We start from the raw sequence: 22,730 nt of genomic DNA, 5'->3' as shown, positions 1-22,730 counted from the left end.
GAGGCCGCCGGACGGAAGGTATTGACGCAGCTCTGACGCCTACGGGCGTAACGCACCCGCGCCCGCCCGCACGAAATGTCCTTGACACCCTTGTCGCCCGATTGCCAGGTTGATCCGCATGACGGACATACGCACCGCTCACACCTCCGAGCTCACCGCCGCCGAACTCTTCGCGGTGCGCACCCTGCTGAACGACGCCTTCGAGGGCGATTTCACCGACGAGGACTGGGACCACACGGTCGGCGGCATGCACGCGCTGGTGCGGGAGGACGGCGAGCTCGTCGCCCACGGCTCGCTCGTGCAGCGCCGGCTGCTGCACGGGGGCCGCGCCCTGCGCACGGGCTACGTCGAGGGCGTGGCGGTACGGGCCGACCGGCGCCGGCGGGGCCACGCCTCGGCCGTGATGGACGCCCTGGAGCGCGTGCTGCGGGAGGGCTGCTACGAACTGGGGGCGCTCGGCGCGGCCGACGAGGCGGTGCCGCTGTACGCCGGGCGCGGCTGGAAGCCGTGGCGCGGCCCCTCCGCGGTGCTGACGCCGACGGGCATCGAGCGCACCCCGGAGGAGGACGGCTCCGTCTTCGTGCTGCCGGTGGGCACGAAGCTGGACCTCGACGGGGAGCTGGTGTGCGACTGGCGGCCGGGCGACGCGTGGTGAGCGTCCGGGGGCACGTCGGCGCCCCCGGGCACGCACGGGCGGCTAGGGCCTGTCGTCACATTGCCGTCGTCGCCCGGAGGGCGGCCCCGCGGCGTCTGGTGCGTGCTCTCGGCGTGCCGGGCGGAAGTCCTCGTACTGGACGTACTTGGGCTTTCGCCCGGTGCGGCGAGAGTGCGTGCCAGGCGTCGCGGGGCAGACGGGAATGTGACGACAGGCCCTAGCGACCGGCAGGGGTGAGCGACGGCAGCGGGGTCGACGGGGCCTTGGAGGGCTGCGGGGCCCGGGTGGGCTCCACCGTGGGGCGCGGGGTGGGCTGAGCGGTGGGCGGCATGGTGGGCCGCTCGGTGGGCTGCGACGGGCTCGGCGTGGGGGTGGCGGTGCCCGGGACCTCGGGGGCGCGCCAGGTCTGACCCTTCGCGGTGCTCGAGTACGACCACTGCTGAACGCGCGCACCGGGCCGAAGGCTGGAGTTCTCGACCTCCAGGACCTTGCCGCTGTTCTTGTTGGTGACCTGCGCGATGTCGTTGAGGGTGTCGAAGCGCCAGAGCTGGGTGTCGACCTTGTCGACACAGGCCCACTGCTGGGCGGGGGCGCCGTTGTCCTTGCGGGAGTCGGCTATCTCCAGGCACTTGCCGGAGACGGCGTTGACGATTCTGAAGTCACGCGAGGCACCCACGCGCTCGATGCGCCACTGCGCCTTCTGCCCGTTCTCGCAGTAGCCCTGCACCGCGGGGGCACCGTTGCCCGCGTCCGGGTCCGCGATCTGCAGGCACTGGTTGCTGTGGTTGTTGACGAGGAACTGGCGGGCGCCGGGCGCCGCGTCGGCGTGGCTCGCCGCCGGGGTCATCACGACGACGGCGGCACCGGAGGCCGCGAGGACTGCGAGCTTCGAGGTGATCTTCATTGCGCGATCGTAGGCCCCACAAACCTTGCCGCAGAGGGAAATAGACGGACAATCAGCTCTGGGCAAAACAAGTGGAAGCGTACATATCCAGAAGCGCGCAGACGACGACGCCGGTGGTCCGGGCACAACCTGCCCGGACCACCGGCGTTCCCGCGTCCCGCCTCCTCGCTCAGCCCTTGCCGTTGCCGGCGGCCAGCTTCTTCAGCGCGACGTTGAGCCTGAGCACGTTCACGCGCTCCTCGCCCATGAAGCCCAGCACCCGACCGTCCACGTGGTCCTCGACCAGCTTGCGGACCGTCGTGGCCGGCAGGCCGTTGGCCGCGGCGACGCGCTTGGCCTGCAGGCGCGCGTACTCCGGCGAGATGTCCGGATCGACGCCCGAGGCGGAGGCGGTGAGGGCGTCCACCGGGACCTTCGACGGCGAGACGCCGTTGAAGGCCGCGACGTCGGTGCGCCGCTTCTCCACGTTCTCCAGCAGGACCTTGCTGTCCGCGGCGAGGTTGGAGGCGCCGGAGACCAGCAGCTTGTACCGGGTGTTCTCGGTGTTGGCGCCCGCCGCCGAGGCGCGCGGCTGGAAGAACTTCGGGTCGGGCAGCGGGTTGCCGTCCTTGTCCTTCTCCTGAAGGTTGTAGCTCTGGCCGAGCCGCTCGGAGCCGACGGACCTGCCGTCGACCTTGATCTCCGAGCCGTTGGCCTTGTCGTGGAAGGCCGCCTGCGCGATGCCGGTGACGACCAGCGGGTAGATCACCCCGCAGACCACCGTGAGGACGAGCAGGGCGCGGAGCCCGGCACCCAGCAGGCGGGCCGTGCTGCGTACGGAGTTGTTCATGACGTCACCCGATGCCAGGGATGAGGGAGATGAGCAGGTCGATGATCTTGATGCCGATGAACGGGGAGATCAGGCCGCCCAGTCCGTAGATCAAGAGGTTGCGGCGGAGCATGGCGTCCGCGCTCATCGGGCGGTAGCGCACGCCCTTGAGGGCGAGCGGCACCAGGGCCACGATGATCAGCGCGTTGAAGATGACGGCCGACAGGATCGCCGACTCCGGGGAGGCCAGGCCCATGATGTTGAGCTTGTCCAGACCCGGGTAGGCCACCGCGAACATCGCCGGGATGATCGCGAAGTACTTCGCGACGTCGTTGGCGATCGAGAAGGTGGTCAGCGCGCCACGCGTGATGAGCAGCTGCTTGCCGATCTCGACGATCTCGATGAGCTTCGTCGGGTCGGAGTCCAGGTCCACCATGTTCCCGGCCTCCTTGGCGGCCGAGGTACCGGTGTTCATGGCCACGCCGACGTCCGCCTGGGCGAGCGCGGGCGCGTCGTTGGTGCCGTCGCCCGTCATCGCCACGAGCTTGCCGCCGGCCTGCTCGCGCTTGATGAGGGCCATCTTGTCCTCGGGGGTGGCCTCGGCGAGGAAGTCGTCGACGCCGGCCTCCTTCGCGATGGCAGCGGCCGTCAGCGGGTTGTCACCCGTGATCATGACGGTCTTGATGCCCATGCGGCGCAGCTCCTCGAACCGCTCCCGCATGCCCTCCTTGACGACGTCCTTGAGGTGGATGACGCCCAGGACGCGCGCGACGCTCTGTCCTCCTGGGAGTTCCTCCTCCATTGCCACCAGCAGCGGCGTGCCGCCCGCCTGGGAGATCTGGTCGGTGAGCGAGCGCGCGTCCTCGGCCACCCGGCCACCGCGCTCCTCGACCCAGGCGATGACGGAGCCGGTCGCGCCCTTGCGGACCTTACGGCCGTCGACGTCGACACCGGACATCCGGGTCTGGGCGGTGAAGGGCACCCACTCGGCGCCCACCAGCTCGCCCTCGTGGCGCTCGCGCAGGCCGTACTTCTCCTTGGCCAGGACGACGATCGAGCGGCCCTCGGGCGTCTCGTCGGCGAGCGAGGACAGCTGGGCGGCGTCCGCGACCTCGGCGGCCGTGGTGCCCTTGACGGGCACGAACTCCGCAGCGCGGCGGTTGCCGTAGGTGATGGTGCCGGTCTTGTCGAGCAGCAGCGTCGAGACGTCGCCCGCGGCCTCCACCGCGCGCCCGGACATCGCCAGGACGTTGCGCTGCACCAGCCGGTCCATGCCGGCGATGCCGATCGCCGAGAGCAGCGCGCCGATGGTGGTCGGGATGAGGCAGACCAGCAGGGCGGCCAGCACGATCATCGTCTGCTCGGCCTTCGCGTAGATCGCGAAGGGCTGGAGGGTGACGACGGCGAGCAGGAAGACGATGGTGAGCGAGGCCAGCAGGATGTTGAGGGCTATCTCGTTCGGCGTCTTCTGCCGGGCGGCGCCCTCGACCAGGTTGATCATCCGGTCGATGAAGGTCTCGCCGGGCTTCGTCGTGATCTTGATGACGATGCGGTCGGAGAGGACCTTGGTGCCGCCGGTGACGGCCGAGCGGTCGCCGCCGGACTCGCGGATGACCGGCGCCGACTCGCCCGTGATGGCGGACTCGTCGACGGAGGCCACGCCCTCGACGACGTCGCCGTCACCCGGGATGATGTCGCCGGCCTCGCAGACGACCAGGTCGCCCACGCGCAGTTCGGTGCCGGGCACCGACTCCTCGGTGTCGCCGTTCAGGCGGCGCGCCACGGTGTCGGTCTTGGCCCGGCGCAGGGTGTCGGCCTGGGCCTTGCCGCGGCCCTCGGCCACGGCCTCGGCGAGGTTGGCGAACAGGACGGTCAGCCAGAGCCAGATCGTGATCGCCCAGCCGAACCAGTCGCCCGGGTCCTTCAGCGCCAGCACGGTGGTGGCCACCGAGCCGACCAGGACCACGAACATCACCGGGGCCTTGACCATCACCCGGGGGTCGAGCTTGCGGAACGCGTCGGGCAGCGACTTCACCAACTGCGCCGGGTCGAAGAGGCCACCGGAGACGCGACCGTGCTCCTCGGTGCCCTGGGGACGGTCGTCCTTGGGCTCTTCGGGGGCGGTACGGACAGGGGTGGTCGTGCTCATGAGAGTCCCTCCGCCATCGGGCCAAGGGCCAGGGCCGGGAAGTAGGTCAAGCCGGTGATGATGAGGATCGCGCCCACGAGCAGGCCCGCGAAGAGCGGCTTCTCGGTGCGCAGCGTGCCCGCCGTCTCCGGCACGGGCTTCTGCTCGGCTAGCGAGCCGGCCAGCGCCAGGACGAAGACCATGGGCAGGAAGCGGCCGAGCAGCATGGCGAGGCCGATCGTGGTGTTGTACCAGGGCGTGTTGGCGTTCAGGCCGGCGAAGGCCGAGCCGTTGTTGTTGGCGCCGGAGGTGAAGGCGTAGAGGACCTCGGAGAAGCCGTGGGCCCCGCTGTCGTTCACCGAGTTGCCCGCGGTGTTGAGGATGGACTCCGGCGGGGAGGCCAGCGCCATGGACAGGGCGGTGAAGCCCAGCACCAGGGTCGGGGTGATGAGGATGTAGCAGGCGGCGAGCTTGATCTCGCGGGTGCCGATCTTCTTGCCGAGGTACTCGGGCGTCCGGCCGACCATCAGACCCGCGATGAACACCGCGATGATCGCCATGACGAGCATGCCGTAGAGGCCGGAGCCGACGCCGCCGGGCGCGATCTCGCCCAGCATCATGCCGAGCAGGGTGATGCCGCCGCCGAGGCCGGTGAAGGAGGAGTGGAAGGAGTCCACCGCGCCCGTGGAGGTGAGCGTCGTGGTGGTCGCGAAGATGGCCGAGGCGCCGACGCCGAAGCGCTGCTCCTTGCCCTCCATCGCGCCCCCGGCCGCCTCGAGGGCGGCGCCGTGACCGGCGTACTCGGTCCACATCATCAGCGCGGTGAAGCCGAGCCAGATCAGGCCCATGGTGGCCAGGATCGCGTAGCCCTGCTTGACGTTGCCGACGAGCCGGCCGAAGGTGCGGGTCAGCGAGAAGGGGATGACGAGGATCAGGAAGATCTCGAACAGGTTGGTGAACGCGTTCGGGTTCTCGAAGGGGTGGGCGGAGTTGGCGTTGAAGTAGCCGCCGCCGTTGGTGCCGAGCTCCTTGATGACCTCCTGCGAGGCCACGGCGCCGCCGTTGACCTCCTGGACGCCGCCGCTGAGCTGCCCGATCTCGTGGATGCCGGCGAAGTTCTGGATGGCGCCGCACGCGACGAGGACCAGCGCGCCGATCACGGAGATCGGCAGCAGGATGCGGACGGTGCCGCGCACCAGGTCCGCCCAGAAATTCCCCAGGTCGCCGGTGCGCGAGCGGGCGAAGCCCCGGACGAGCGCGACGGCCACGGCCATGCCGACGGCGGCGGAGACGAAGTTCTGGACGGCCAGGCCCAGCGTCTGCACGGCGTGGCCCATGGCCTGCTCGCCGGAGTAGGACTGCCAGTTGGTGTTGGCGACGAACGACGCGGCCGTGTTGAACGCCTGGTCGGGGCTGATCGCCGTGAAGCCGAGGGAGAGGGAGTCCGGCAGGATTCCCTGGATCCGCTGCAGCAGGTAGAGGAAGAGCAGGCTGACGGCGGAGAAGGCGAGAACGCCGCGCAGATAGGCGGGCCAGCGCATTTCGGCACCGGGGTTGGCGCCGATGAGGCGGTAAATCCACTTCTCGGTGCGCAGGTGCTTGTCCGAGCTGTACACACGGGCCATGTAGTCACCGAGCGGGCGATAGGCCAGGGCCAGCGCGGCGATCAGGGCGGTGAGCTGAAGGACTCCGGAGAGAACGGGGCTCATATCGGTACTCAGAACCTCTCCGGGAAAACGAGGGCGAGGATCAGGTAGCCCAGCAGGGCGACGGCCACGACGAGGCCGACGATGTTCTCGGCGGTCACAGCTTCGTCACCCCCTTGGCGACGAGAGCCACCAACGCGAAGACCGCGATCGTGGTGACGACGAAGGCCACATCGGCCATCGTGTGCTCCTAGAGAGGTTCGGATGAACGGACCCCTAGAGGAAACCGCCGCCACCGCCCCGCCAGGGCTTCGTTGACGCCTCCCTTACGGCCATTAGCGCGTCCTTGACGAGATTCATACGCGTGTGGTCCGGACCTGCGAAAACGCCGCTGGGCCGGAACCCGTGAATCGGGTTCCGGCCCAGCGAAACAACGGATTCCGGCCGCATTGCGGCCGGTTGCCGTCCTTTTGTCAGCGCACTTCGGTGATCTCCGGACCGCGCTGGAGGCGGTCCACGCCGCCCGCGAAGCGCGAGCCCGGCTCCTCCTGCTGCTGCAGGCCCTCGGCCACCATCTGGGCGTCCTCCGGCAGCTTCAGCACGATCGGGTCGCGGGGCGCCATCGGGGACTCGCCGCGCACCACGACGGTGTCACGGAAGATCTGCTCCAGCAGCCCGGCGGTCTGCGGCTGCACCGCGCCCTGGCCGGAGATCACGCCGCGCAGGAACCAGCGCGGGCCGTCGCAGCCGACGAACCGCACCAGCTGCACGCCCTGGGTGCCGTCCGGCAGCGCCACGGGCACCTGGGCCCGCAGCTCCCAGCCGAGCGGGCCCTCGATCTCGTCGACGACACCGCCCTGCTGGGTGATGCCGCCCGCGATCTCCTCGCGGACCTCGTGCCAGATGCCCTCGCGCTTGGGGGCGGCGAACGCCTGGAGCTGCACGGCGCTGTCGCGCAGCACCACGGTCGCGGCGACGATCGCGTCACCGGCGACCTCGACCCGCAGCTCCATGCCCTCGACACCGGGCACGAACAGCCCGCCGAGGTCCACGCGCCCGTCACCGGGCTCCCTGACCTCGGAGATGTCCCACGGCCCGTCGGGGCGCGGCTCCGGCTCCAGCCGGATCCGGCTCTCGGCCGCGGTGGCATGTGCGTCCTCGTCGGCGAGGGCGTCCCCAGCCGACTCCTCGGAGGTCACGTCGTCGAGGCGATCGGCACTCTCGACGACGTCCTCGCTGCGCTTGCGGCGACGACCGAACACGTCACTGTCCTTCCCGGTCGGCAACGACCGAAGCGAATCCATTCCCCACGGCAGCGTGGCCACCGGTGGACCCGAAGCCCCCTTCGGCCCGTGCCGAGCCGGGAAGCTCCGCCACCTCGTGGAAGCGGACCTTCTCGACCTGCTGGACAACCAACTGGGCGATGCGGTCGAACCTCTCGAACCGGACGCTTTCGCGCGGGTCCAGATTGACCACAATCACCTTGATCTCTCCACGGTACCCGGCATCGATGGTGCCCGGGGCGTTGACCATGGACACCCCGCAGCGGGCCGCGAGACCCGAACGGGGGTGCACGAACGCGGCGTACCCGTCGGGCAGCGCGATCGAGACGCCGGTGGGCAGCACCAGCCGCTCACCGGGGGCGAGCTCGGCGGCCTCGGTGGTGACCAGGTCGCACCCGGCGTCCCCGGGGTGACCGTACGAGGGAAGCGGCACCTCGGGGTCGACCCGGCGGATGAGTACGTCGACGGGCTGGCGCACTAGGGGTTCACCTCAAAGGCTCGGGCGACCTTCACCTGGTCGGGGTTGGCGAGTACGGCCTGGATCTCCTCCTTGCGGCCGTTCTCGATGAAGTGGTCGATCTTGACCTCGATGAACACCGCGTCCGCGTGCACCGCCAGCGGGCCGTCGGGGCTCCCGATCCGGCCGCTGGCCGTGCAGAAGATCTTGCGGCCGGCGACCGCGACCACCTCCGCCTGGAGGTGCAGCACGGCGCCCACCGGCACCGGGCGGATGTAGTCCGTCTCCAGCCGGCCGGTGACCGCGATGGCCCGCAGCAGCCAGCCCAGGCTGCCCAGCGTCTCGTCCAGGGCCGTGGCCAGCACGCCGCCGTGGGCCAGCCCCGGGGCGCCCTGGTGGGCCTCCTTGACCTGGAACTCGGCGGTGACGCGTACGCCCTCGCCCGCCCTCGTCTGAAGGTGCAGCCCATGCGGTACTCCGCCGCCGCAGCCGAAGCAGTACTCGTAGTGCGACCCGATGATCTCGCCGGGTGCGGGGGCTTCGGGGTGCCGCACCGGAGGCGCGGCGCCGGGCGGCGGTGTTGCCGCTGTCGTTCGTCCACTCACAGGGGCTGACCTTACCCGCGACGGCGGCACCCGGTCCCGTCCGTGCCAAGCTTGTGCGCATGCAGCCTTACGAAGAACGCCTGTCCGCGCCCCGTTCCTGGTGGTTCATCGCGGTTCTCGCCGGAATCGCCATGGGTCTGATCCTGCTGCCGCTGGGTACCCTGCCGATGCTCGGTGGTCTGGCGGGCGGCGGGGCGCTGGCAGCCGTCGCGGTCAGCACGTACGGCTCGGCGCGGATCCGGGTGGTGGGCGGCGCGCTCATGGCGGGGGACGCGCGGATCCCCGTGGAGGCGCTGGGCGTCCCCGAGGTGCTGGACGCCGAGGAGGCCCGCGCCTGGCGCACCCACAAGGCCGACACCCGGGCGTTCATGCTGCTGCGCGGGTACGTGCCCACCGCGGTGCGGATCGAGGTCACGGACCCCGCGGACCCGACTCCCTACCTCTACCTCTCCACCCGCTCCCCCGAGCGCCTGGCGGCCGCGCTGACGGCCGTACGCGCCTGAGCGTGCAGGGGCGGGGGTGATGGGCCGGCGGACTACGCCAGGCCCAGGCCCGTCTCGTCCCACGGCACCTGCCGCTTCCGCAGGTCCTTGCGGACCTTGTCGGCGAGCCTCTTGGTGTCGCGGCGGTTCATCATCGCGCCGACGGCCGCGCCGATCATGAAGGGTGCGAGGGTCGGCAGATTGCGGACCGAGCGCTTGAGGATCTGCTGGCGCAGTTCGCGCCGCAGCTGACCGCCGAGCGCCGCGTTGACGGTCAGCGGAGAAGTGACGTCGATGCCCCGTTCGTCGGCCCAGGCCGCGAGGTAGGCGGTCGCCCGCTGACGGACGGTGCCGGGCGCCGGGACGCCGTAGACCTCGTGCAGCTCGGCGATCAGTTTAAACTCCACGGCGGCGACGCCGATGATCTCCGCCGCCAGTTCCGCGGGCATGGCGGGCGGTACGGGCAGCATGGCCGCCGCGCCGACGCCTGCGCCCACGGTGGACGTGCCGTAGACGGCGCCGGCCACCAGCTTGTCCGCGAGCTCCTCCGGGCCGAGTCCGGGGAACTGGGCGCGAAGGGTCTCCAGGTCGCGCACGGGGATGCGCGGGGCGTTGGTGATGATCCGCTCGGCGACGGCCGTCAGACCCGCCCGCGCTCCCCGGCCGCCCCGCTTGACCTGCTCGGCGCCGCGGGAGGCCACGGCGGCGAGCGAGGCCGTGCGGCCCCGCTCGACGTTCGCGTCAACCGTGTCGCCAGGTGCCTCCGCGGCGGGCCCGGTGGTCAGCTCGGGCTGCCGGGAGCGCCGCTTCCGGAACGGGGTCGAGCCTGCCATGGCAGACCCTGCCTCACTCGCAGTCGCGGCAGATCGGCTGACCGTTCTTCTCACCGGCCAGCTGGCTGCGGTGGTGCACGAGGAAGCAGCTCATGCACGTGAACTCGTCGGCCTGCTTGGGCAGGACCCGGACGGCGAGCTCCTCGTTGGAGAGGTCGGCGCCGGGCAGTTCCATGCCCTCGGCGGCCTCGAAGTCGTCGACGTCGACGGCCGAGGTCGACTTGTCGTTCCGCCGGGACTTCAGCTCTTCAAGGCTGTCCTGGTCGACGTCGTCGTCGGTCTTGCGTGGGGTGTCGTAGTCCGTTGCCATGTCGCTCTCCCCCTCTGGGTGTCTGCGGTGTCTCCAGCGCACGTAACGCGTGAGAGGCCGGACTTGTGCCCGACCCGAGGCGGAGATTTTGCCTCACATCAAGGTCTGTTACTCAATCGACACCCAACCGCACACCTGAAGAGGTGATCGGGATGGGTGGCGATGGGGACCGTACACGGTCCGAAAACCGCATACGGCCATGCCATCTCGTGTACTTCCCGTGATCAGGACCCCCGGAAACCCCCATTTTTCAGGCGTTCCCGAGACGGTTCCGACTACGGAGAGTAGATGGCCGGAAGTCTGCGCATGTGACTGATCACACACAGCCACGGCAACGGTCGGAACGGGGAAATTCCGCCCAAAGCGAACCGTGGCCGCCCTATTGTCGCAGACTCCCCGCCACGGGTCAGGCGGGCAGAACCACCCGCATGACCAGGCCGCCTCCCTCGCGCGGCTCCGCCGTGATCCGTCCGCCGTGCGCACGGGCCACCGAGCGCACGATGGACAGACCCAGCCCGACGCCCTTGTCGCTGCCCGTACGCTCCGTACGCAGCCTGCGGAAGGGCTCGAAGATGTTGTCCACCTCGTAGGCGGGGACGACCGGGCCGGTGTTCTCCACCACCAGCACCGCCTGCCCCGGCTGGGCCAGGGTGGTCACCTCCACCCAGCCGTCGGCGGTGTTGTAGCGCACCGCGTTCTGCACCAGGTTCAGCGCGATCCGCTCCAGCAGCACACCATTGCCCTGGACGACCGCGGGCTGCCGGGTGCCGCGCAGCTCCACACCCTTGGCCTGGGCCTCGGTACGGGCCTGGTCCAGGGCCTGGGAGGCCACCTCGGCGAGGTCGACGGGCTTGCGGTCCACGATCTCGTTGTCGCTGCGGGCGAGCAGCAGCAGGCCCTCCACGAGCTGCTCGCTGCGCTCGTTGGTGGCCAGCAGCGTCTTGCCCAGCTGCTGGAGCTCCGGGGAGGCCCCGGGGTCGGACAGGCTGACCTCCAGCAGCGTCCGGTTGATCGCGAGCGGCGTGCGCAGCTCGTGCGAGGCGTTGGCCACGAAGCGCTGCTGCGCGGTGAACGCCCGCTCCAGCCGGTCCAGCATCTCGTCGAAGGTGTCCGACAGCTCCTTCAACTCGTCGTCCGGCCCGCCCAGTTCGATGCGCCGGGTCAGGTCCGTGCCGGCCACGCGGCGGGCGGTACGGGTGATCTTGCCCAGCGGGGAGAGCACCCGGCCGGCCATGGCGTAGCCGAACGCGAAGGCGATCACGGCGAGGCCGAGCAGGGCGAGGAGGGAGCGCTTGAGGAGGCTGTCGAGGGCCATGGCGCGCTGGGTCTGCATGCACTGCTCGAGGCCGCGCATGAAGTCGTCGCTCTGGGTCGTGCCCTGCAGGCTCGGACAGCGTTCGGCCGTGACCTGCACGTTCGCGTTCAGGATGCGGAAGGGCAGGTCGTTGCCCTGGCGCAGGGCGTCGGCCGCCAGCAGATAGATGATCGTCAGCAGCAGCACCCCGGCCATCAGGAACATCCCGCCGTAGAGCAGGGTGAGCCGGATGCGGATGGTCGGACGCAGCCACGGGAAGGGACGGACCACCGGCTGGCGGGGATCCCAGGTGGGTTTGGGCGGGGTGGCCGCGGGTGCGGGGGCGGGGGGTGTGGCGGACATGGGCGGTCAGATCCGGTATCCGGAGCCGGGCACGGTGACGATCACCGGGGGCTCGCCGAGCTTGCGGCGCAGCGTCATCACGGTGACGCGCACGACGTTGGTGAACGGGTCGGTGTTCTCGTCCCAGGCCTTCTCCAGCAGCTGCTCGGCCGAGACCACGGCACCCTCGCTGCGCATCAGCACCTCGAGCACCGCGAACTCCTTGGGCGCCAGCTGCACCTCGCGGCCGTCGCGGAAGACCTCGCGGCGGTTGGGGTCGAGCTTGATGCCGGCCCGCTCCAGGACGGGCGGCAGCGCGACGGTCGTGCGCCGGCCCAGGGCCCGCACGCGGGCGGTCAGCTCACTGAACGCGAAGGGCTTGGGGAGGTAGTCGTCGGCGCCGATCTCCAGGCCCTCCACGCGGTCGCTGACGTCGCCGGAGGCGGTCAGCATCAGGACGCGGGTGGGGATGCCGAGCTCGACGACCTTGCGGCAGACGTCGTCCCCGTGGACGAGGGGGAGGTCCCGGTCGAGCACGATGACGTCGTAGTCGTTGACGGCGATGCGCTCGAGAGCGGCGGCTCCGTCGTACACGACGTCGACGGCCATGGCCTCCCGGCGCAGTCCGGTGGCGACGGCGTCTGCGAGCAGCTGCTCGTCCTCGACGACGAGTACGCGCACGGCGTTGGTCCTTCCCTTTGAGCCCGGATGGGCAGCCTCGATGACCCCAGTGGGTCACTCCATCCTGCCTCGGATGTCGATAAACCGGCCGTAAGGGGTGGCTGTCGGCCGGTGAGGGAAGGGATTCCGGATTGCTCTCGGATCGCAGGTTTCCGCCCGGACGGCGGTGGGGAAGACGTCTGCACACCCGCGATCACGCTCCGCCGTACGCCCCCGTGTACGCGGACGCACGCTTGTGATCGTTTTCGCCGTGGCACACCCCCGTGCCGCCGACCCACGACGAAGGGGGCGCAGATCCATGGACGCGTTCACCGCTGGCATCCTCCAGCGCATAGAGAACACCCGGTCCGACCTCGACCACGCCCGCCGCACCGGCGACGACTTCCTCGCCGAGGTCGAGCAGTCGGAGCTGGACGACCTCCACCGCCTGGCCGCCGAACACGGCGTCCGCGTCAGCGCGGCCTGACAGCGCGAGCTGTTCCGTCGCGACCCGTTCCGTCGCGGCCTGTTCCGTACGGATGCCCCGGTGCCGTCCCCGGCACCGGGGCATCCGGCTGTCCGCCCCCGGGCGGACAGCCGACGCCGGGCCTAGCCCCGCCAGGCTCCCAGCGCCTCCAGGCGCTCCTGGAGCGGTTCGAAGAGGCCCGCAGGCGCCGCCACCGTCAGCTCGCCGGAGGCGGGCTCACCGGGGCGACCGCCCGTCAGCGCCCCGGCCTCGCGGGCGATCAGGGCGCCGGCCGCGAAGTCCCAGGGGTTCAGGCCCCGCTCGTAGTAGCCGTCCAGCCGGCCGCAGGCCACGTCGCACAGGTCGATGGCCGCCGAGCCCCCGCGCCGGATGTCGCGCACCTCGGGCAGCAGCGAGCGCAGCACCTCCGCCTGGGCGGCGCGCCGGCTCTGCAGGTAGCCGAAGCCGGTGCCGATGAGCGCCTGCTCGAGGGCGGGCGCGGCGCGCACCGCGAGCCGCCGCTCCCCCAGGAAGGCGCCTTCGCCGCGCACCGCCCGGTACGTCTCGCCGCGTACCGGCGCCGCGACGACGCCCACGACGGCCTCGCCGTCGATCTCGGCGGCGATGGACACGGCCCAGGCGGGCAGGCCGTAGAGGTAGTTCACGGTGCCGTCGATGGGGTCGATCACCCAGCGCACCCCGCTGGTGCCCTCGCTGCTGGCGCCCTCCTCCCCCAGCAGGCCGTCCTGCGGGCGGCGCTCGGCGAGGAAGCCGGTGATCAGCTTCTCGGCGGCGATGTCCATCTCGGTGACGACGTCGATGGGGCTGGTCTTGGTCGCGGCCACGCCCAGGTCGTCCGGGCGGCCGTCCTTGAGCAGGGTGCCGGCCCGGTCCGCGGCCTCGAGGGCCACGGCCAGGAGTTCGGCCTTCAGGGTGTCGCTCACAGTGGTGTCGCTCCTTACGCGTACGGGCTGTCGGCTCCGGCCGCGGCCAGGCGCGGGGCCCGCGCCGGGCAGCAGCCGGCAGGACAGAGGTCGTGGCTGGGGCCGAGCGCGCCCAGTGCGCAGCGCTCGGGACGCTCGCCGCGCTCGCTCGCGGCCCGCTCCAGGACGAGCTCGCGCACGGCGGCGGCGAAGCGCGGGTCGGCGCCGACCGTGGCGGCGCGGGCCACCGGCAGGCCCAGTTCGGCGGCCTTGGCGGTGGCCTCGGTGTCGAGGTCGTACTTGACCTCCATGTGGTCCGAGACGAAGCCGATCGGCACCATGACGACGGCCGGCGCGCCCTCGCCGTGCACCGCCTCGAGGTGGTCGCAGATGTCGGGCTCGAGCCAGGGGATGTGCGGGGCGCCGCTGCGCGACTGGTAGACCAGCCGCCAGTCCCGCTCGACGCCCGTCTCCTCGCGCACGGCGGCCGCGACGAGCCGGGCGACGTCGAGGTGCTCGGCGACGTACGCGCCGCCCTCGCCGTGTCCCGCGGCCGGCCCCGAGGTGTCGGCGGCGGAGACGGGGATGGAGTGGGTGGTGAAGGCCAGATGTGCCCCGTCCCGTACCCCCTCCGGCAGCCGGTCGAGGGCGGCGAGGGTCGCGTCCACCATGGGCCCGATGAAGCCGGGGTGATTGAAGTAGTGCCGCAGCTTGTCGACGCGCGGCACCTCGAGCCCTTCGGCCTCGAGGGTGGCCAGCGCGTCCGCGAGGTTCTCGCGGTACTGGCGGCAGCCGGAGTACGAGGCGTACGCGCTGGTGGTCAGGGTCAGGATCCGGCGGTGGCCGTCGCGCGCGAGCCCGCGCAGCGTGTCGGTCAGGTACGGCGCCCAGTTGCGGTTGCCCCAGTGGACGGGCAGGTCCATCCCGTGGGCGGCGAAGTCCTCGCGCAGGGCGCGCAGCAGCTCACGGTTCTGGTCGTTGATGGGGCTGACGCCGCCGAAGAGGAAGTAGTGCTGGCCGACCTCTTTCAGCCGCTCTCGCGGGATGCCACGGCCACGGGTGACGTTCTCCAGGAAGGGCACCACGTCGTCCGGGCCCTCGGGCCCGCCGAAGGAGAGCAACAGCAGGGCGTCGTAGGGGGCGTGAGCTGGCAGATCCGACATGGGTCCGATCCTGCCACCCGGCACTGACAGCCGGGAAATGCCGGTGCGCCGCACAAACGTGCGCACGTAAGCTGTATCGGCCACCTACGTCCCTTACGGCACCCTCGTCCCGTCCCCTGTCCCGACCCCACTGGGAGCCGTCTTTGTCCAGTCCCTACAGCGCCATATTCGCCGCCCCCGGCACCAAGGGCTTCTCGGCGGCCGGCTTCCTCGGCCGGCTGCCGCTGTCGATGCTCGGCATCGGCATCGTCACCATGGTCTCGCAGATCACCGGCCGGTACGGCCTGGCGGGCGCCCTGACCGCGACCCTCGCGATCGCCGCCGCCGTGCTCGGCCCGCAGGTCTCGCGGCTGGTGGACCGGCACGGGCAGCGCAGGGTGCTGCGCCCGGCGACGGTCGTCTCGCTGGTGTCGCTGGCGGGGCTGCTGGTGAGCGCGCAGCAACGATGGCCGGACTGGACGCTGTTCGTCTTCGCGGCGGGCGCAGGCTGTGTGCCGAGCGTGGGGGCGATGGTGCGGGCCCGGTGGGCGGCGATCTACGGCGGTTCGCCGCGCGAGCTGCACACGGCCTACGCCGCCGAGTCCGTCATAGACGAGGTGGTCTTCATCGTCGGGCCGATCCTGTCGATCGGCCTGTCCACGGCCTGGTTCCCCGAGGCGGGGCCGCTGCTGGCCGGCTGCTTCCTGGCGGTGGGGGTCTTCTGGCTGACCGCGCAGCGGGCCACCGAGCCCATGCCGCACCCGCGCGAGGAGCACACCGCCGGCTCGGCCCTGCGCTCCCCCGGGCTGCAGGTGCTGGTGGCGACCTTCGTGGCCACCGGCGCCCTGTTCGGGTCGGTCGAGGTGGTGACCGTGGCGTTCGCCGAGGAGCAGGGGCACAAGGCGGCGGCCAGTCTGGTGCTCGCCGTGTACGCGCTGGGCTCCTGTCTGGCGGGCGCGGTCTTCGGCCTGCTGGATCTCAAGGGCGACCCCGCACGGCGCTGGGTCCTGGGCGTCTGTGCGATGGCCGTGAGTATGATCCCCCTCCAACTGGTCGGGAACCTGCCGTTCCTGGCCGTGGCGCTCTTTGTCGCGGGCCTGGCCATCGCGCCGACGATGGTGACCACGATGGCCCTCGTCGAGCAGTACGTACCGCGCGCGCAGCTGACCGAGGGCATGACCTGGACGGGCACCGGGCTCGCGGTCGGCGTGGCGCTCGGCTCGTCGGCCGCCGGCTGGGCGGTGGACGCCGCCGGGGCCGCCGCGGGGTACCTGGTGCCCGGCGCGGCGGGGATGCTCGCGGCCGCCGGCGCGTTCCTCGGGTACCGCCGGCTGAAGCCGGCGCCTGAGCGGGTGGGAGTCGGCATTGACGACGGCGACGACGAAGGCGGGCAGTGCCTGGCGTAACTGGGCGGGGAACGTCACCGTCCGGCCGGTGAGGAGCGTGGCCCCGGCCACGGCGGAGGAGCTCTCCGCCGTGGTTGCGCGGGCCGCCTCCGACGGGCTGACGGTGAAGGCGGTGGGCTCCGGCCACTCCTTCACCTCGGTCGCCGCCACCGAAGGGCTGCTGATACGGCCCGAGCGGCTCACCGGCCTGCGCTCGGTCGACCGTGCCGCGGGGACGGTGACGGTCGCCGCGGGCACGACGCTGCGGCAGCTGAACCGTGCGCTGTCCGCGCACGGCCTGTCGCTGGCGAACATGGGCGACATCATGGAGCAGACGGTCTCCGGGGCCGTCAGCACCGGCACCCACGGCACGGGCCGGGACTCGGGGGCGATCGCCGCCCAGATCCGCGGCCTGGAGCTGGTGACGGCCGACGGTTCGGTGCTGACCTGCTCGGCCGCGAAGGACCCGGAGGTCTTCGCGGCGGCCCGGGTGGGGCTCGGCGCGCTGGGTGTGATCACCGCGGTCACCCTCGCCGTGGAGCCGGAGTTCCTGCTGACTGCCCGTGAGGAACCCATGCCCTTCGGCCGGGTGACGGAGGATTTCGACCGGCTGGTCGCGGAGAATGAGCACTTCGAGTTCTTCTGGTTCCCCCACACCGACAGCTGCGTCACCAAGCGCAACAACCGCACCGACGGCTCCGCCGCGCCGCTCGGCCGGGTGGGCGGATGGGTGGCGGACGAGCTGGTCTCCAACGGCGTCTTCGGCGCCTCCTGCGCGCTGGGCCGGGCCGTCCCGGCCGCCGTGCCCGCCCTCGCCTCCCTCGCGGGCCGGGCGCTGTCGGCCCGTACGTACACCGACATCCCCTACAAGGTCTTCACCAGCCCGCGCCGCGTCCGCTTCCTGGAGATGGAGTACGCCGTGCCGCGCGAGGCGGCGATGACGGCGCTGCGGGAGCTGCGCGCGGAGATCGAGCGCAGGCGGCTGCGGGTCGGCTTCCCCGTGGAGGTCCGCACGGCGCCGGCGGACGACATCCCGCTGTCGACCGCGTCCGGCCGGGACACCGCCTACATCGCCGTGCACATGTACCGCGGGGTTCCGCACCGGGCGTATTTCACCGCCGCCGAGCAGGTGATGACGGCCCATGGGGGCCGGCCGCACTGGGGGAAGCTGCACAGCCGCGACGCCGGGTACCTGGCGGACGTCTATCCGCGCTTCGCGGAGTTCGCCGCGGTGCGGGACCGGCTGGACCCGCACCGCGTCTTCGGCAACGACTACCTGCGGCGCGTCCTGGGCGAGTGAGCCACCGGGCGCGGGCTCAGGAGGCGGTGCCCGGCGTGGAACCCGTGCCCGTGCCCGTGCCGGCCGCCGCGTTCTGACCCTGCGGCGGTGCGGACTGGCCACCGGTGGTGCCCGCCGCGCCACCGGCAGCGCCGCCCTTGTCGTCGGTGCCCTTGCCGGCGTCCGGCGACGGCGAGGGCTTGGGCGTCGGGTTCGGCGACGGCGTGCTTCCGCCGGGGGACGGGGAGCCCGAGGGGTCGGGCGTCTGCTTGCCGGTATCGCCGCCCGGCCGCGACACGCCCGGCGACGGCGTGGATTCGCCCTCACCCGCGTCCTCGCCGCCCCGCGAGTGACCCGGGTCCGGCGTCCGCTCGGGGCCGGGGTCCGGCTTGTGGTGGTCCTTCTTCTCCGGCTGGAAGAGCCGGGTGACGGTCACGCCGTCCCCGCCGTCCGCGCTGGAGCCGGAGACCAGCTCCCAGGCGGTCACGGTGCCCATCGCCAGGGCGAAGACGGCCGCGGCGGCCAGCGCCGGGCGCTTCCACCCGCGCAGCCGGGTGCCGTGGGTGGTGCCCCCATTGAATTCCTCGGAGTAGCCGTGGAAGTACGTTTCGTCATGCGCGCCGGTGTACGCACCGGCGTGCGCCTCGGATCGCGCCGGGTCCGCACCGGGAAGTGACGCCTGAGGCATGAGTTGCGTACGGTCTGTTGCCGCCGGCAGCTCCCCGGTCGCGGCCTCGGCCGAGCGCGCCCGGTCCACGGCCCGTCCCGCCCGGTCCACCGGTACCCGGCGGAGCCTCGGCTCCGGCTGGACGGTGGCCGCCTCGCGGATCTGCTCGCCCGTACGTTTGAACACGTGCTGAAAGACTGTGCCACCTGTGGTGGCCACGACGCTGACGACACCGGCACCAATGACCGTGCCGTATACACCGAGTTTGCCCGCGAGCAGGGCGGCGACCACCGCCGCCAGCGCGCTGCCGGCCACCTGCGCGACGCTCAGGTCCAGGCGCCTGCCCTTGGTTTTTGCCTCGCTTTCGGCTTTGTCGTCCATCTCCAGCCCCTGTCGGTCCTTTCCGCACCTCTTGTAGCCAGAAGAGACATTCGAGCCTAACGAACAGTTCCGAATCGGGCGATTGTGTGAACCTCGACACCACCTCGGGCACCACGCGCAAGCCGCCCGCTCAAGGGGCGCATTCCAACTCCCTTGTCGCAGGTGAACTTCGCTGGCGCGCCGATCCACGCCCAGTGGCCCGAATGGAGTACTGTGACGAGCCCTGGCCCCAATATCCCGTCCGGCTGCCCGGAACCAACGGGACGGGGGCCCGGGCGGCTCTGGCCCCGTCAACTCGGCAATGTTGTGGCAGGCTGCTACCCGGGCAGGCCACACTCGACTAGCGGAAGCAGCGACGCAGGTGACGTCGGCAGGCACCACCCGGGAGGTCCCCATGCCCGAACTGCGTGTCGTGGCAGTCTCCAACGACGGCACACGGCTGGTGCTCAAGGCTGCGGACAGCACGGAGTACACGCTGCCCATCGACGAGCGGCTGCGTGCCGCCGTGCGCAACGACCGTGCGCGCCTCGGGCAGATCGAGATCGAGGTGGAGAGCCACCTCCGCCCCCGCGACATCCAGGCCCGCATCCGGGCCGGCGCCTCCGCCGAGGAGGTCGCCCAGCTCGCCGGCATCCCCGTGGAGCGCGTCCGCCGCTTCGAGGGCCCCGTGCTCGCCGAGCGCGCGTTCATGGCCGAGCGTGCCCGCAAGACGCCCGTACGCCGCCCCGGCGAGAACACCGGCCCGCCGCTGGGCGAGGCCGTCGGCGAGCGGCTGGTGCTGCGCGGCGCCGACAAGGACACCGCCCAGTGGGACTCCTGGCGCCGCGACGACGGCACCTGGGAAGTGCTGCTCGTCTACCGCGCCTCCGGCGAGCCGCGCGCCGCGAGCTGGACGTACGACCCGCCGCGCCGGATCGTTCAGGCGCTGGACGACGAGGCCCGCGCGCTCATCGGCGAGACCGACGACACGCCCGAGCCCAGCTTCCCGTTCGTGCCGCGCATCGCGCGCCTGCCGCGCGACCGGCCGCTGGATCGTTCCCTTGACCGCGAGCGTCAGGGCAGCGTGCCCGCCCCGGCAGAGCCGGAGGCCTCCTCCGGCGAGGCCGGGGAGGAGCCGGCCAAGGAGCGCGACTCACTGACGAGCCTGCTCGAGGCGGTCCCCAGCTTCCGGGGCGACATGGTCGTGCCGGAGCCCCCCTCCGCGCCGCCGTCCGCCGCCCCCGAGCCCGCGCCGGAGGAGGCGGAGGCCGCGGAGCCGCCCGCCCCGGCGGCCAGCGCGGGGTCCGCGTACGCGGACGTGCTCATGCCGCGCTCGGTGGCCGGCCACCGCGAGCGCCTGATCGGCACCACCGACCGCCAGGCCGAGGCGGACGGTGTCCGTCCGGGCCGCCGCGCGGCGGTGCCGAGCTGGGACGAGATCGTCTTCGGCACCCGGCGCAAGAAGCAGGATTAGTCCCTGCCCGCGGCGGACGCCACGGGCAGGGACAGCTCCATCGGGTGCTCAGCCCGGCTGGGCCCCCGTCGCCACGGGCCGGTCCGGGTCCGAGGACCACTCGCTCCACGAGCCCACGTACAGCGCCGCCGGGACGCCCGCCACCGCCAGCGCCAGCACCTCATGGGCGGCCGAGACGCCCGAGCCGCAGTAGACGCCGACCTCGGCGCCCGGCTCGGCCCCGAGCTCCGCGAACCGGTCCGCCAGGGTCTTCGCGGGGTGGAAGCGGCCGTCCCCGGCCACATTCTCCGTCGTGGGGGCCGAGACGGCGCCGGGAATGTGCCCGGCGACGGCGTCCAGCGGCTCGACCTCGCCCCGGTACCGCTCCCCCGCCCGCGCGTCCAGCAGCAGCCCGCGGCGCGCCAGCGCCGCCGCGCCGTCCGCGTCGAGCACCGGCAGCGCCCCCGGCCGTGGCACGAAGTCGCCCTCGTCCACGGCCGGAACCTCCCGCGTCAGCTGCCCGCCCGCGGCCGTCCACGCCGGGAGCCCGCCGTCCAGGAACCGGACGGACGGATGACCGGCCCAGCGCAGCAGCCACCAGGCACGGGCGGCGGCCCAGCCCAGGCCCCCGTCGTAGACCACGACCGGGTGGCCGGCCCGCACCCCGGCGCGCCGCATCGCCGCGCCGAACACCTCGGTGTCCGGCAGCGGGTGACGGCCCCTCGGGCCCGGCGCCCCGGCCAGCTCGGCGTCGAGGTCCACGTAGACCGCGCCGGGCAGGTGCCCGGCGTCGTACTCGGGCCGGCCGGGCGGGCCCCCGGGCCGGTAGCGGATGTCCAGGAGCGTCGGCGGCCGCTCCCCGGCCGACTCGCTCGCCCATTCCGTCGCGGTGATGATGGCGTCCATGCCCCCATCCTGGCGTACCCGGCGTTGCGCCGGACGGCCCCCTGGCCAGACGCCGCGATGCTGATCGATACTGAACGGCGACGGCGCGGGCACAGTAGCGGGACGCGAATTCGGGCATTCTCCTGCGGGAACACGTGAAGCCCGCGACCGGAGCGGGACGCGCGGCCACCACGACGGTCCGAGGAGCGACTGACGATGACCGAGGTATCGGGGTCCTACCCAACCGGCGAGGGGGAGCCCCGGCGCCAGCCACCGGGCACCCCCTGCTGGACCAGCCTCCTGGTGCACGACCTAGAGGCGACCCAGGAGTTCTACGGCGGATTGTTCGGCTGGACGTACTACGACCCCGGTCCGCGCCAACTGGGCCCCTACGTACGGGCCGCGCTGGACGGCCACGACGTCGCCGGAATCGGCGAGCTCCCGCCGGGCCGTCAACTCGCGGGCGCCTGGACCACCTATCTGGCGAGCGACGACGCGGACGTCACCGCCGAGTGGATCCACTGCTGCGGCGGCACCGTGGGCGTGGGCCCGCTGGCCGCCGAGGACGCGGGCCGGCTGGTGCTGGCGGCGGACCCGGCGGGCGCCTCCTTCGGGGTGTGGCAGGGGCAGAAGCCGGCGGGCCCGCAGCTGACGGGGGTGCCGGGCACCCCCGTCTGGCACGAACTGGTGACCTACGAGGCCCCCGTGATGCTGAAGTTCTACCGCGCGCTGTTCGGGTACGAGACCAAGGCGGCGGGGTCGGTGGACTCCGACACGATCACCCTGCACGCGGACGGCCGCCCCGTGGCGGCGATCCGTGGCAAGGGAGATACGTCGCAGCGCCCGCACTGGCTGACGTACTTCGAGGTGGCGGACGTGGACGCCGCGGCCCGGCGGGTCACCGAGCTGGGCGGGCGGGTGCTTCAGGGCCCGGCACCGGGCCCGGCGGGCCCGGTGGCGACGGTCGAGGATCCGCAGGGCGCGGTCCTCGCGCTGAGGCGGTCGGCATCCTGACCCCCTGGGCCGCCTGAGCCAAAACGGTCCTGCCGAGGGAGTCCGCCCGGCCCGTCAGTCGGTCCCTTCGGGGTCCACCGGCAGCACGTCGGGCGACAGCGCTGCGGCGCGCGCCGCGGCGGCCGTCAGCCGGCGGCGGTGGTGGCGCCGGCACAGCACCTCGTAACCCACCACGGTCTCGGGCTGGTTGACGTCGCCGACGACGACCTGCGCGCCCTCCACGACCATCTGTCCGCCGATCGTACGGGCGTTGTGCGTGGCCCGCGCCCCGCACCAGCACAGCGCCTCGACCTGCAGCACCTCCACCCGGTCGGCGAGTTCGATCAGCCGCTGGGAGCCGGGGAAGAGCTTGGTGCGGAAGTCGGTGGTGATGCCGAAGGCGAACACGTCGAGCTCGAGGTCGTCGACGATCCGGGCCAGCTGGTCGATCTGCTCGGGCTCCATGAACTGCGCCTCGTCCGCGATCACATAGTCGGCGCGGCCGCCCGCCGAGAGGTGCGCGACGAGGTGCGCGTAGAAATCGAAGCCCTCGCCGGCCTCGACGGAGTCGGTCACCAGGCCGAGCCGGGAGGACAGCTTCCCCTCGCCCGCGCGGTCGTTACGGGTGAAGATCATGCCTTCCAGGCCGCGGGCCGACCGGTTGTGCTCGATTTGCAGAGCGAGAGTGCTCTTTCCGCAGTCCATCGTTCCGGAGAAGAACACCAGCTCGGGCATGGGAAGGCCAATGCCTTTCGTTTGTCGTGGGGGGT

At 72.0% G+C, this 22,730-nt stretch carries 24 protein-coding genes; 7 read left to right on the top strand and 17 right to left on the bottom strand.

Annotated elements, in window-relative coordinates:
* Positions 1–118: 118 nt before the first annotated feature.
* The gene (locus ACIG36_RS08915) at positions 119–655 is read left to right on the top strand and encodes a GNAT family N-acetyltransferase (protein ID WP_399924337.1); all 537 of its coding nucleotides are present in this window, start codon (positions 119–121) and stop codon (positions 653–655) included.
* 217 nt (positions 656–872) lie between these two features.
* Here the strand turns inward: ACIG36_RS08915 and ACIG36_RS08910 are convergent, their stop codons facing one another.
* The 8 genes from ACIG36_RS08910 to ACIG36_RS08875 form a co-directional block, all read right to left on the bottom strand.
* A complete protein-coding gene (locus ACIG36_RS08910; RefSeq protein ID WP_399924334.1) occupies positions 873–1,559 on the bottom strand; it encodes an RICIN domain-containing protein in 687 nt (228 codons plus the stop codon).
* Positions 1,560–1,728: 169 nt separating this feature from the next.
* Complete coding sequence (gene kdpC, locus ACIG36_RS08905; protein ID WP_399924331.1) at positions 1,729–2,388, bottom strand: K(+)-transporting ATPase subunit C; 660 nt, start codon at positions 2,386–2,388, stop codon at positions 1,729–1,731.
* A gap of 4 nt (positions 2,389–2,392) precedes the next feature.
* Positions 2,393–4,516 carry a potassium-transporting ATPase subunit KdpB gene (kdpB, locus tag ACIG36_RS08900; protein ID WP_399924328.1) on the bottom strand — a complete coding sequence of 708 codons (2,124 nt, stop codon included), beginning with the start codon at positions 4,514–4,516 and terminating at the stop codon, positions 2,393–2,395.
* Complete coding sequence (gene kdpA / locus ACIG36_RS08895) at positions 4,513–6,204, bottom strand: potassium-transporting ATPase subunit KdpA (protein WP_399924325.1); 1,692 nt, start codon at positions 6,202–6,204, stop codon at positions 4,513–4,515. The genes kdpB and kdpA overlap by 4 nt, the downstream gene beginning before the upstream one ends.
* Before the next feature lie 8 nt (positions 6,205–6,212).
* A complete protein-coding gene (gene kdpF, locus ACIG36_RS08890) occupies positions 6,213–6,302 on the bottom strand; it encodes a K(+)-transporting ATPase subunit F (protein ID WP_043188605.1) in 90 nt (29 codons plus the stop codon).
* A 312-nt stretch (positions 6,303–6,614) separates the two neighbouring features.
* The gene (locus tag ACIG36_RS08885) at positions 6,615–7,445 is read right to left on the bottom strand and encodes a DUF3710 domain-containing protein (RefSeq protein ID WP_399924322.1); all 831 of its coding nucleotides are present in this window, start codon (positions 7,443–7,445) and stop codon (positions 6,615–6,617) included.
* On the bottom strand, positions 7,405–7,902 hold the full coding sequence (dut, locus tag ACIG36_RS08880) for a dUTP diphosphatase (RefSeq protein ID WP_399924319.1): 498 nt from the start codon (positions 7,900–7,902) through the stop codon (positions 7,405–7,407). The genes ACIG36_RS08885 and dut overlap by 41 nt, the downstream gene beginning before the upstream one ends.
* Positions 7,902–8,486 (bottom strand): PaaI family thioesterase, encoded by a 585-nt coding sequence (locus tag ACIG36_RS08875; protein ID WP_399924316.1) that lies wholly within the window; start codon positions 8,484–8,486, stop codon positions 7,902–7,904. The genes dut and ACIG36_RS08875 overlap by 1 nt, the downstream gene beginning before the upstream one ends.
* Before the next feature lie 59 nt (positions 8,487–8,545).
* Between ACIG36_RS08875 and ACIG36_RS08870 the strand changes: the two genes are divergently transcribed.
* Complete coding sequence (locus tag ACIG36_RS08870; protein ID WP_399924314.1) at positions 8,546–8,989, top strand: DUF3093 domain-containing protein; 444 nt, start codon at positions 8,546–8,548, stop codon at positions 8,987–8,989.
* Positions 8,990–9,021: 32 nt separating this feature from the next.
* On the opposite strand, the gene ACIG36_RS08865 is transcribed toward ACIG36_RS08870, so the two are convergent.
* The 4 genes from ACIG36_RS08865 to ACIG36_RS08850 form a co-directional block, all read right to left on the bottom strand.
* Positions 9,022–9,801 carry a hypothetical protein gene (locus ACIG36_RS08865; RefSeq protein ID WP_399924311.1) on the bottom strand — a complete coding sequence of 260 codons (780 nt, stop codon included), beginning with the start codon at positions 9,799–9,801 and terminating at the stop codon, positions 9,022–9,024.
* 13 nt (positions 9,802–9,814) lie between these two features.
* Positions 9,815–10,111 (bottom strand): DUF4193 domain-containing protein, encoded by a 297-nt coding sequence (locus tag ACIG36_RS08860; RefSeq protein WP_399924308.1) that lies wholly within the window; start codon positions 10,109–10,111, stop codon positions 9,815–9,817.
* Positions 10,112–10,517: 406 nt separating this feature from the next.
* The gene (locus ACIG36_RS08855; RefSeq protein WP_399924305.1) at positions 10,518–11,768 is read right to left on the bottom strand and encodes a sensor histidine kinase; all 1,251 of its coding nucleotides are present in this window, start codon (positions 11,766–11,768) and stop codon (positions 10,518–10,520) included.
* 6 nt (positions 11,769–11,774) lie between these two features.
* Entirely contained in the window at positions 11,775–12,428 is a 654-nt protein-coding gene (locus ACIG36_RS08850; protein WP_030368611.1) for a response regulator transcription factor, read from the bottom strand.
* Positions 12,429–12,726: 298 nt separating this feature from the next.
* Between ACIG36_RS08850 and ACIG36_RS08845 the strand changes: the two genes are divergently transcribed.
* Positions 12,727–12,894 (top strand): hypothetical protein, encoded by a 168-nt coding sequence (locus tag ACIG36_RS08845; protein ID WP_399924301.1) that lies wholly within the window; start codon positions 12,727–12,729, stop codon positions 12,892–12,894.
* A gap of 122 nt (positions 12,895–13,016) precedes the next feature.
* Here ACIG36_RS08845 and ACIG36_RS08840 read toward each other — a convergent pair whose 3' ends face one another.
* Both ACIG36_RS08840 and ACIG36_RS08835 read right to left on the bottom strand, forming a co-directional pair.
* On the bottom strand, positions 13,017–13,817 hold the full coding sequence (locus ACIG36_RS08840; RefSeq protein WP_399924298.1) for an inositol monophosphatase family protein: 801 nt from the start codon (positions 13,815–13,817) through the stop codon (positions 13,017–13,019).
* Between the two features lie 14 nt (positions 13,818–13,831).
* The gene (locus ACIG36_RS08835) at positions 13,832–14,959 is read right to left on the bottom strand and encodes a ferrochelatase (protein ID WP_399924295.1); all 1,128 of its coding nucleotides are present in this window, start codon (positions 14,957–14,959) and stop codon (positions 13,832–13,834) included.
* Between the two features lie 143 nt (positions 14,960–15,102).
* On the opposite strand from ACIG36_RS08835, the gene ACIG36_RS08830 reads away from it, so the two are divergent.
* A complete protein-coding gene (locus ACIG36_RS08830; protein ID WP_399924292.1) occupies positions 15,103–16,344 on the top strand; it encodes an MFS transporter in 1,242 nt (413 codons plus the stop codon).
* Positions 16,304–17,623, top strand: a complete 1,320-nt coding sequence (locus ACIG36_RS08825; RefSeq protein ID WP_399924289.1) for a D-arabinono-1,4-lactone oxidase — start codon at positions 16,304–16,306, stop codon at positions 17,621–17,623. The genes ACIG36_RS08830 and ACIG36_RS08825 overlap by 41 nt, the downstream gene beginning before the upstream one ends.
* A gap of 16 nt (positions 17,624–17,639) precedes the next feature.
* Here the strand turns inward: ACIG36_RS08825 and ACIG36_RS08820 are convergent, their stop codons facing one another.
* Entirely contained in the window at positions 17,640–18,650 is a 1,011-nt protein-coding gene (locus ACIG36_RS08820) for a hypothetical protein (protein ID WP_399924286.1), read from the bottom strand.
* Between the two features lie 361 nt (positions 18,651–19,011).
* On the opposite strand from ACIG36_RS08820, the gene sepH reads away from it, so the two are divergent.
* Entirely contained in the window at positions 19,012–20,103 is a 1,092-nt protein-coding gene (gene sepH / locus ACIG36_RS08815) for a septation protein SepH (protein ID WP_399924283.1), read from the top strand.
* A gap of 48 nt (positions 20,104–20,151) precedes the next feature.
* Here the strand turns inward: sepH and ACIG36_RS08810 are convergent, their stop codons facing one another.
* Positions 20,152–20,988, bottom strand: a complete 837-nt coding sequence (locus ACIG36_RS08810; protein WP_399924280.1) for a sulfurtransferase — start codon at positions 20,986–20,988, stop codon at positions 20,152–20,154.
* Between the two features lie 195 nt (positions 20,989–21,183).
* Between ACIG36_RS08810 and ACIG36_RS08805 the strand changes: the two genes are divergently transcribed.
* Positions 21,184–21,981 (top strand): VOC family protein, encoded by a 798-nt coding sequence (locus ACIG36_RS08805; RefSeq protein WP_399924278.1) that lies wholly within the window; start codon positions 21,184–21,186, stop codon positions 21,979–21,981.
* 54 nt (positions 21,982–22,035) lie between these two features.
* On the opposite strand, the gene ACIG36_RS08800 is transcribed toward ACIG36_RS08805, so the two are convergent.
* Positions 22,036–22,695, bottom strand: coding sequence for a thymidine kinase (locus ACIG36_RS08800; RefSeq protein ID WP_399924275.1), 660 nt, complete (start codon positions 22,693–22,695; stop codon positions 22,036–22,038).
* Positions 22,696–22,730: the final 35 nt, after the last annotated feature.

Source organism: Streptomyces sp. NPDC053048 (assembly GCF_044547045.1).
Taxonomy (GTDB): Bacteria; Actinomycetota; Actinomycetes; order Streptomycetales; family Streptomycetaceae; genus Streptomyces.
The sequence above is the reverse complement of the archived record's forward strand: the minus strand, read 5'-3'. Positions and strand labels throughout refer to the sequence as shown.

Coding starts and splice junctions, on each gene's coding strand:
- ACIG36_RS08865 (WP_399924311.1), bottom strand. CDS start 9,801: ATGGCAGGCTCGACCCCGTTCCGGAAGCGGCGCTCCCGGCAGCCCGAG.
- ACIG36_RS08885 (WP_399924322.1), bottom strand. CDS start 7,445: ATGGATTCGCTTCGGTCGTTGCCGACCGGGAAGGACAGTGACGTGTTC.
- ACIG36_RS08845 (WP_399924301.1), top strand. CDS start 12,727: ATGGACGCGTTCACCGCTGGCATCCTCCAGCGCATAGAGAACACCCGG.
- ACIG36_RS08820 (WP_399924286.1), bottom strand. CDS start 18,650: ATGGACGACAAAGCCGAAAGCGAGGCAAAAACCAAGGGCAGGCGCCTG.
- ACIG36_RS08805 (WP_399924278.1), top strand. CDS start 21,184: ATGACCGAGGTATCGGGGTCCTACCCAACCGGCGAGGGGGAGCCCCGG.
- kdpA (WP_399924325.1), bottom strand. CDS start 6,204: ATGAGCCCCGTTCTCTCCGGAGTCCTTCAGCTCACCGCCCTGATCGCC.
- ACIG36_RS08835 (WP_399924295.1), bottom strand. CDS start 14,959: ATGTCGGATCTGCCAGCTCACGCCCCCTACGACGCCCTGCTGTTGCTC.
- ACIG36_RS08855 (WP_399924305.1), bottom strand. CDS start 11,768: ATGTCCGCCACACCCCCCGCCCCCGCACCCGCGGCCACCCCGCCCAAA.
- ACIG36_RS08860 (WP_399924308.1), bottom strand. CDS start 10,111: ATGGCAACGGACTACGACACCCCACGCAAGACCGACGACGACGTCGAC.
- ACIG36_RS08915 (WP_399924337.1), top strand. CDS start 119: ATGACGGACATACGCACCGCTCACACCTCCGAGCTCACCGCCGCCGAA.
- kdpB (WP_399924328.1), bottom strand. CDS start 4,516: ATGAGCACGACCACCCCTGTCCGTACCGCCCCCGAAGAGCCCAAGGAC.
- kdpC (WP_399924331.1), bottom strand. CDS start 2,388: ATGAACAACTCCGTACGCAGCACGGCCCGCCTGCTGGGTGCCGGGCTC.
- ACIG36_RS08810 (WP_399924280.1), bottom strand. CDS start 20,988: ATGGACGCCATCATCACCGCGACGGAATGGGCGAGCGAGTCGGCCGGG.
- ACIG36_RS08870 (WP_399924314.1), top strand. CDS start 8,546: ATGCAGCCTTACGAAGAACGCCTGTCCGCGCCCCGTTCCTGGTGGTTC.
- ACIG36_RS08910 (WP_399924334.1), bottom strand. CDS start 1,559: ATGAAGATCACCTCGAAGCTCGCAGTCCTCGCGGCCTCCGGTGCCGCC.
- ACIG36_RS08800 (WP_399924275.1), bottom strand. CDS start 22,695: ATGCCCGAGCTGGTGTTCTTCTCCGGAACGATGGACTGCGGAAAGAGC.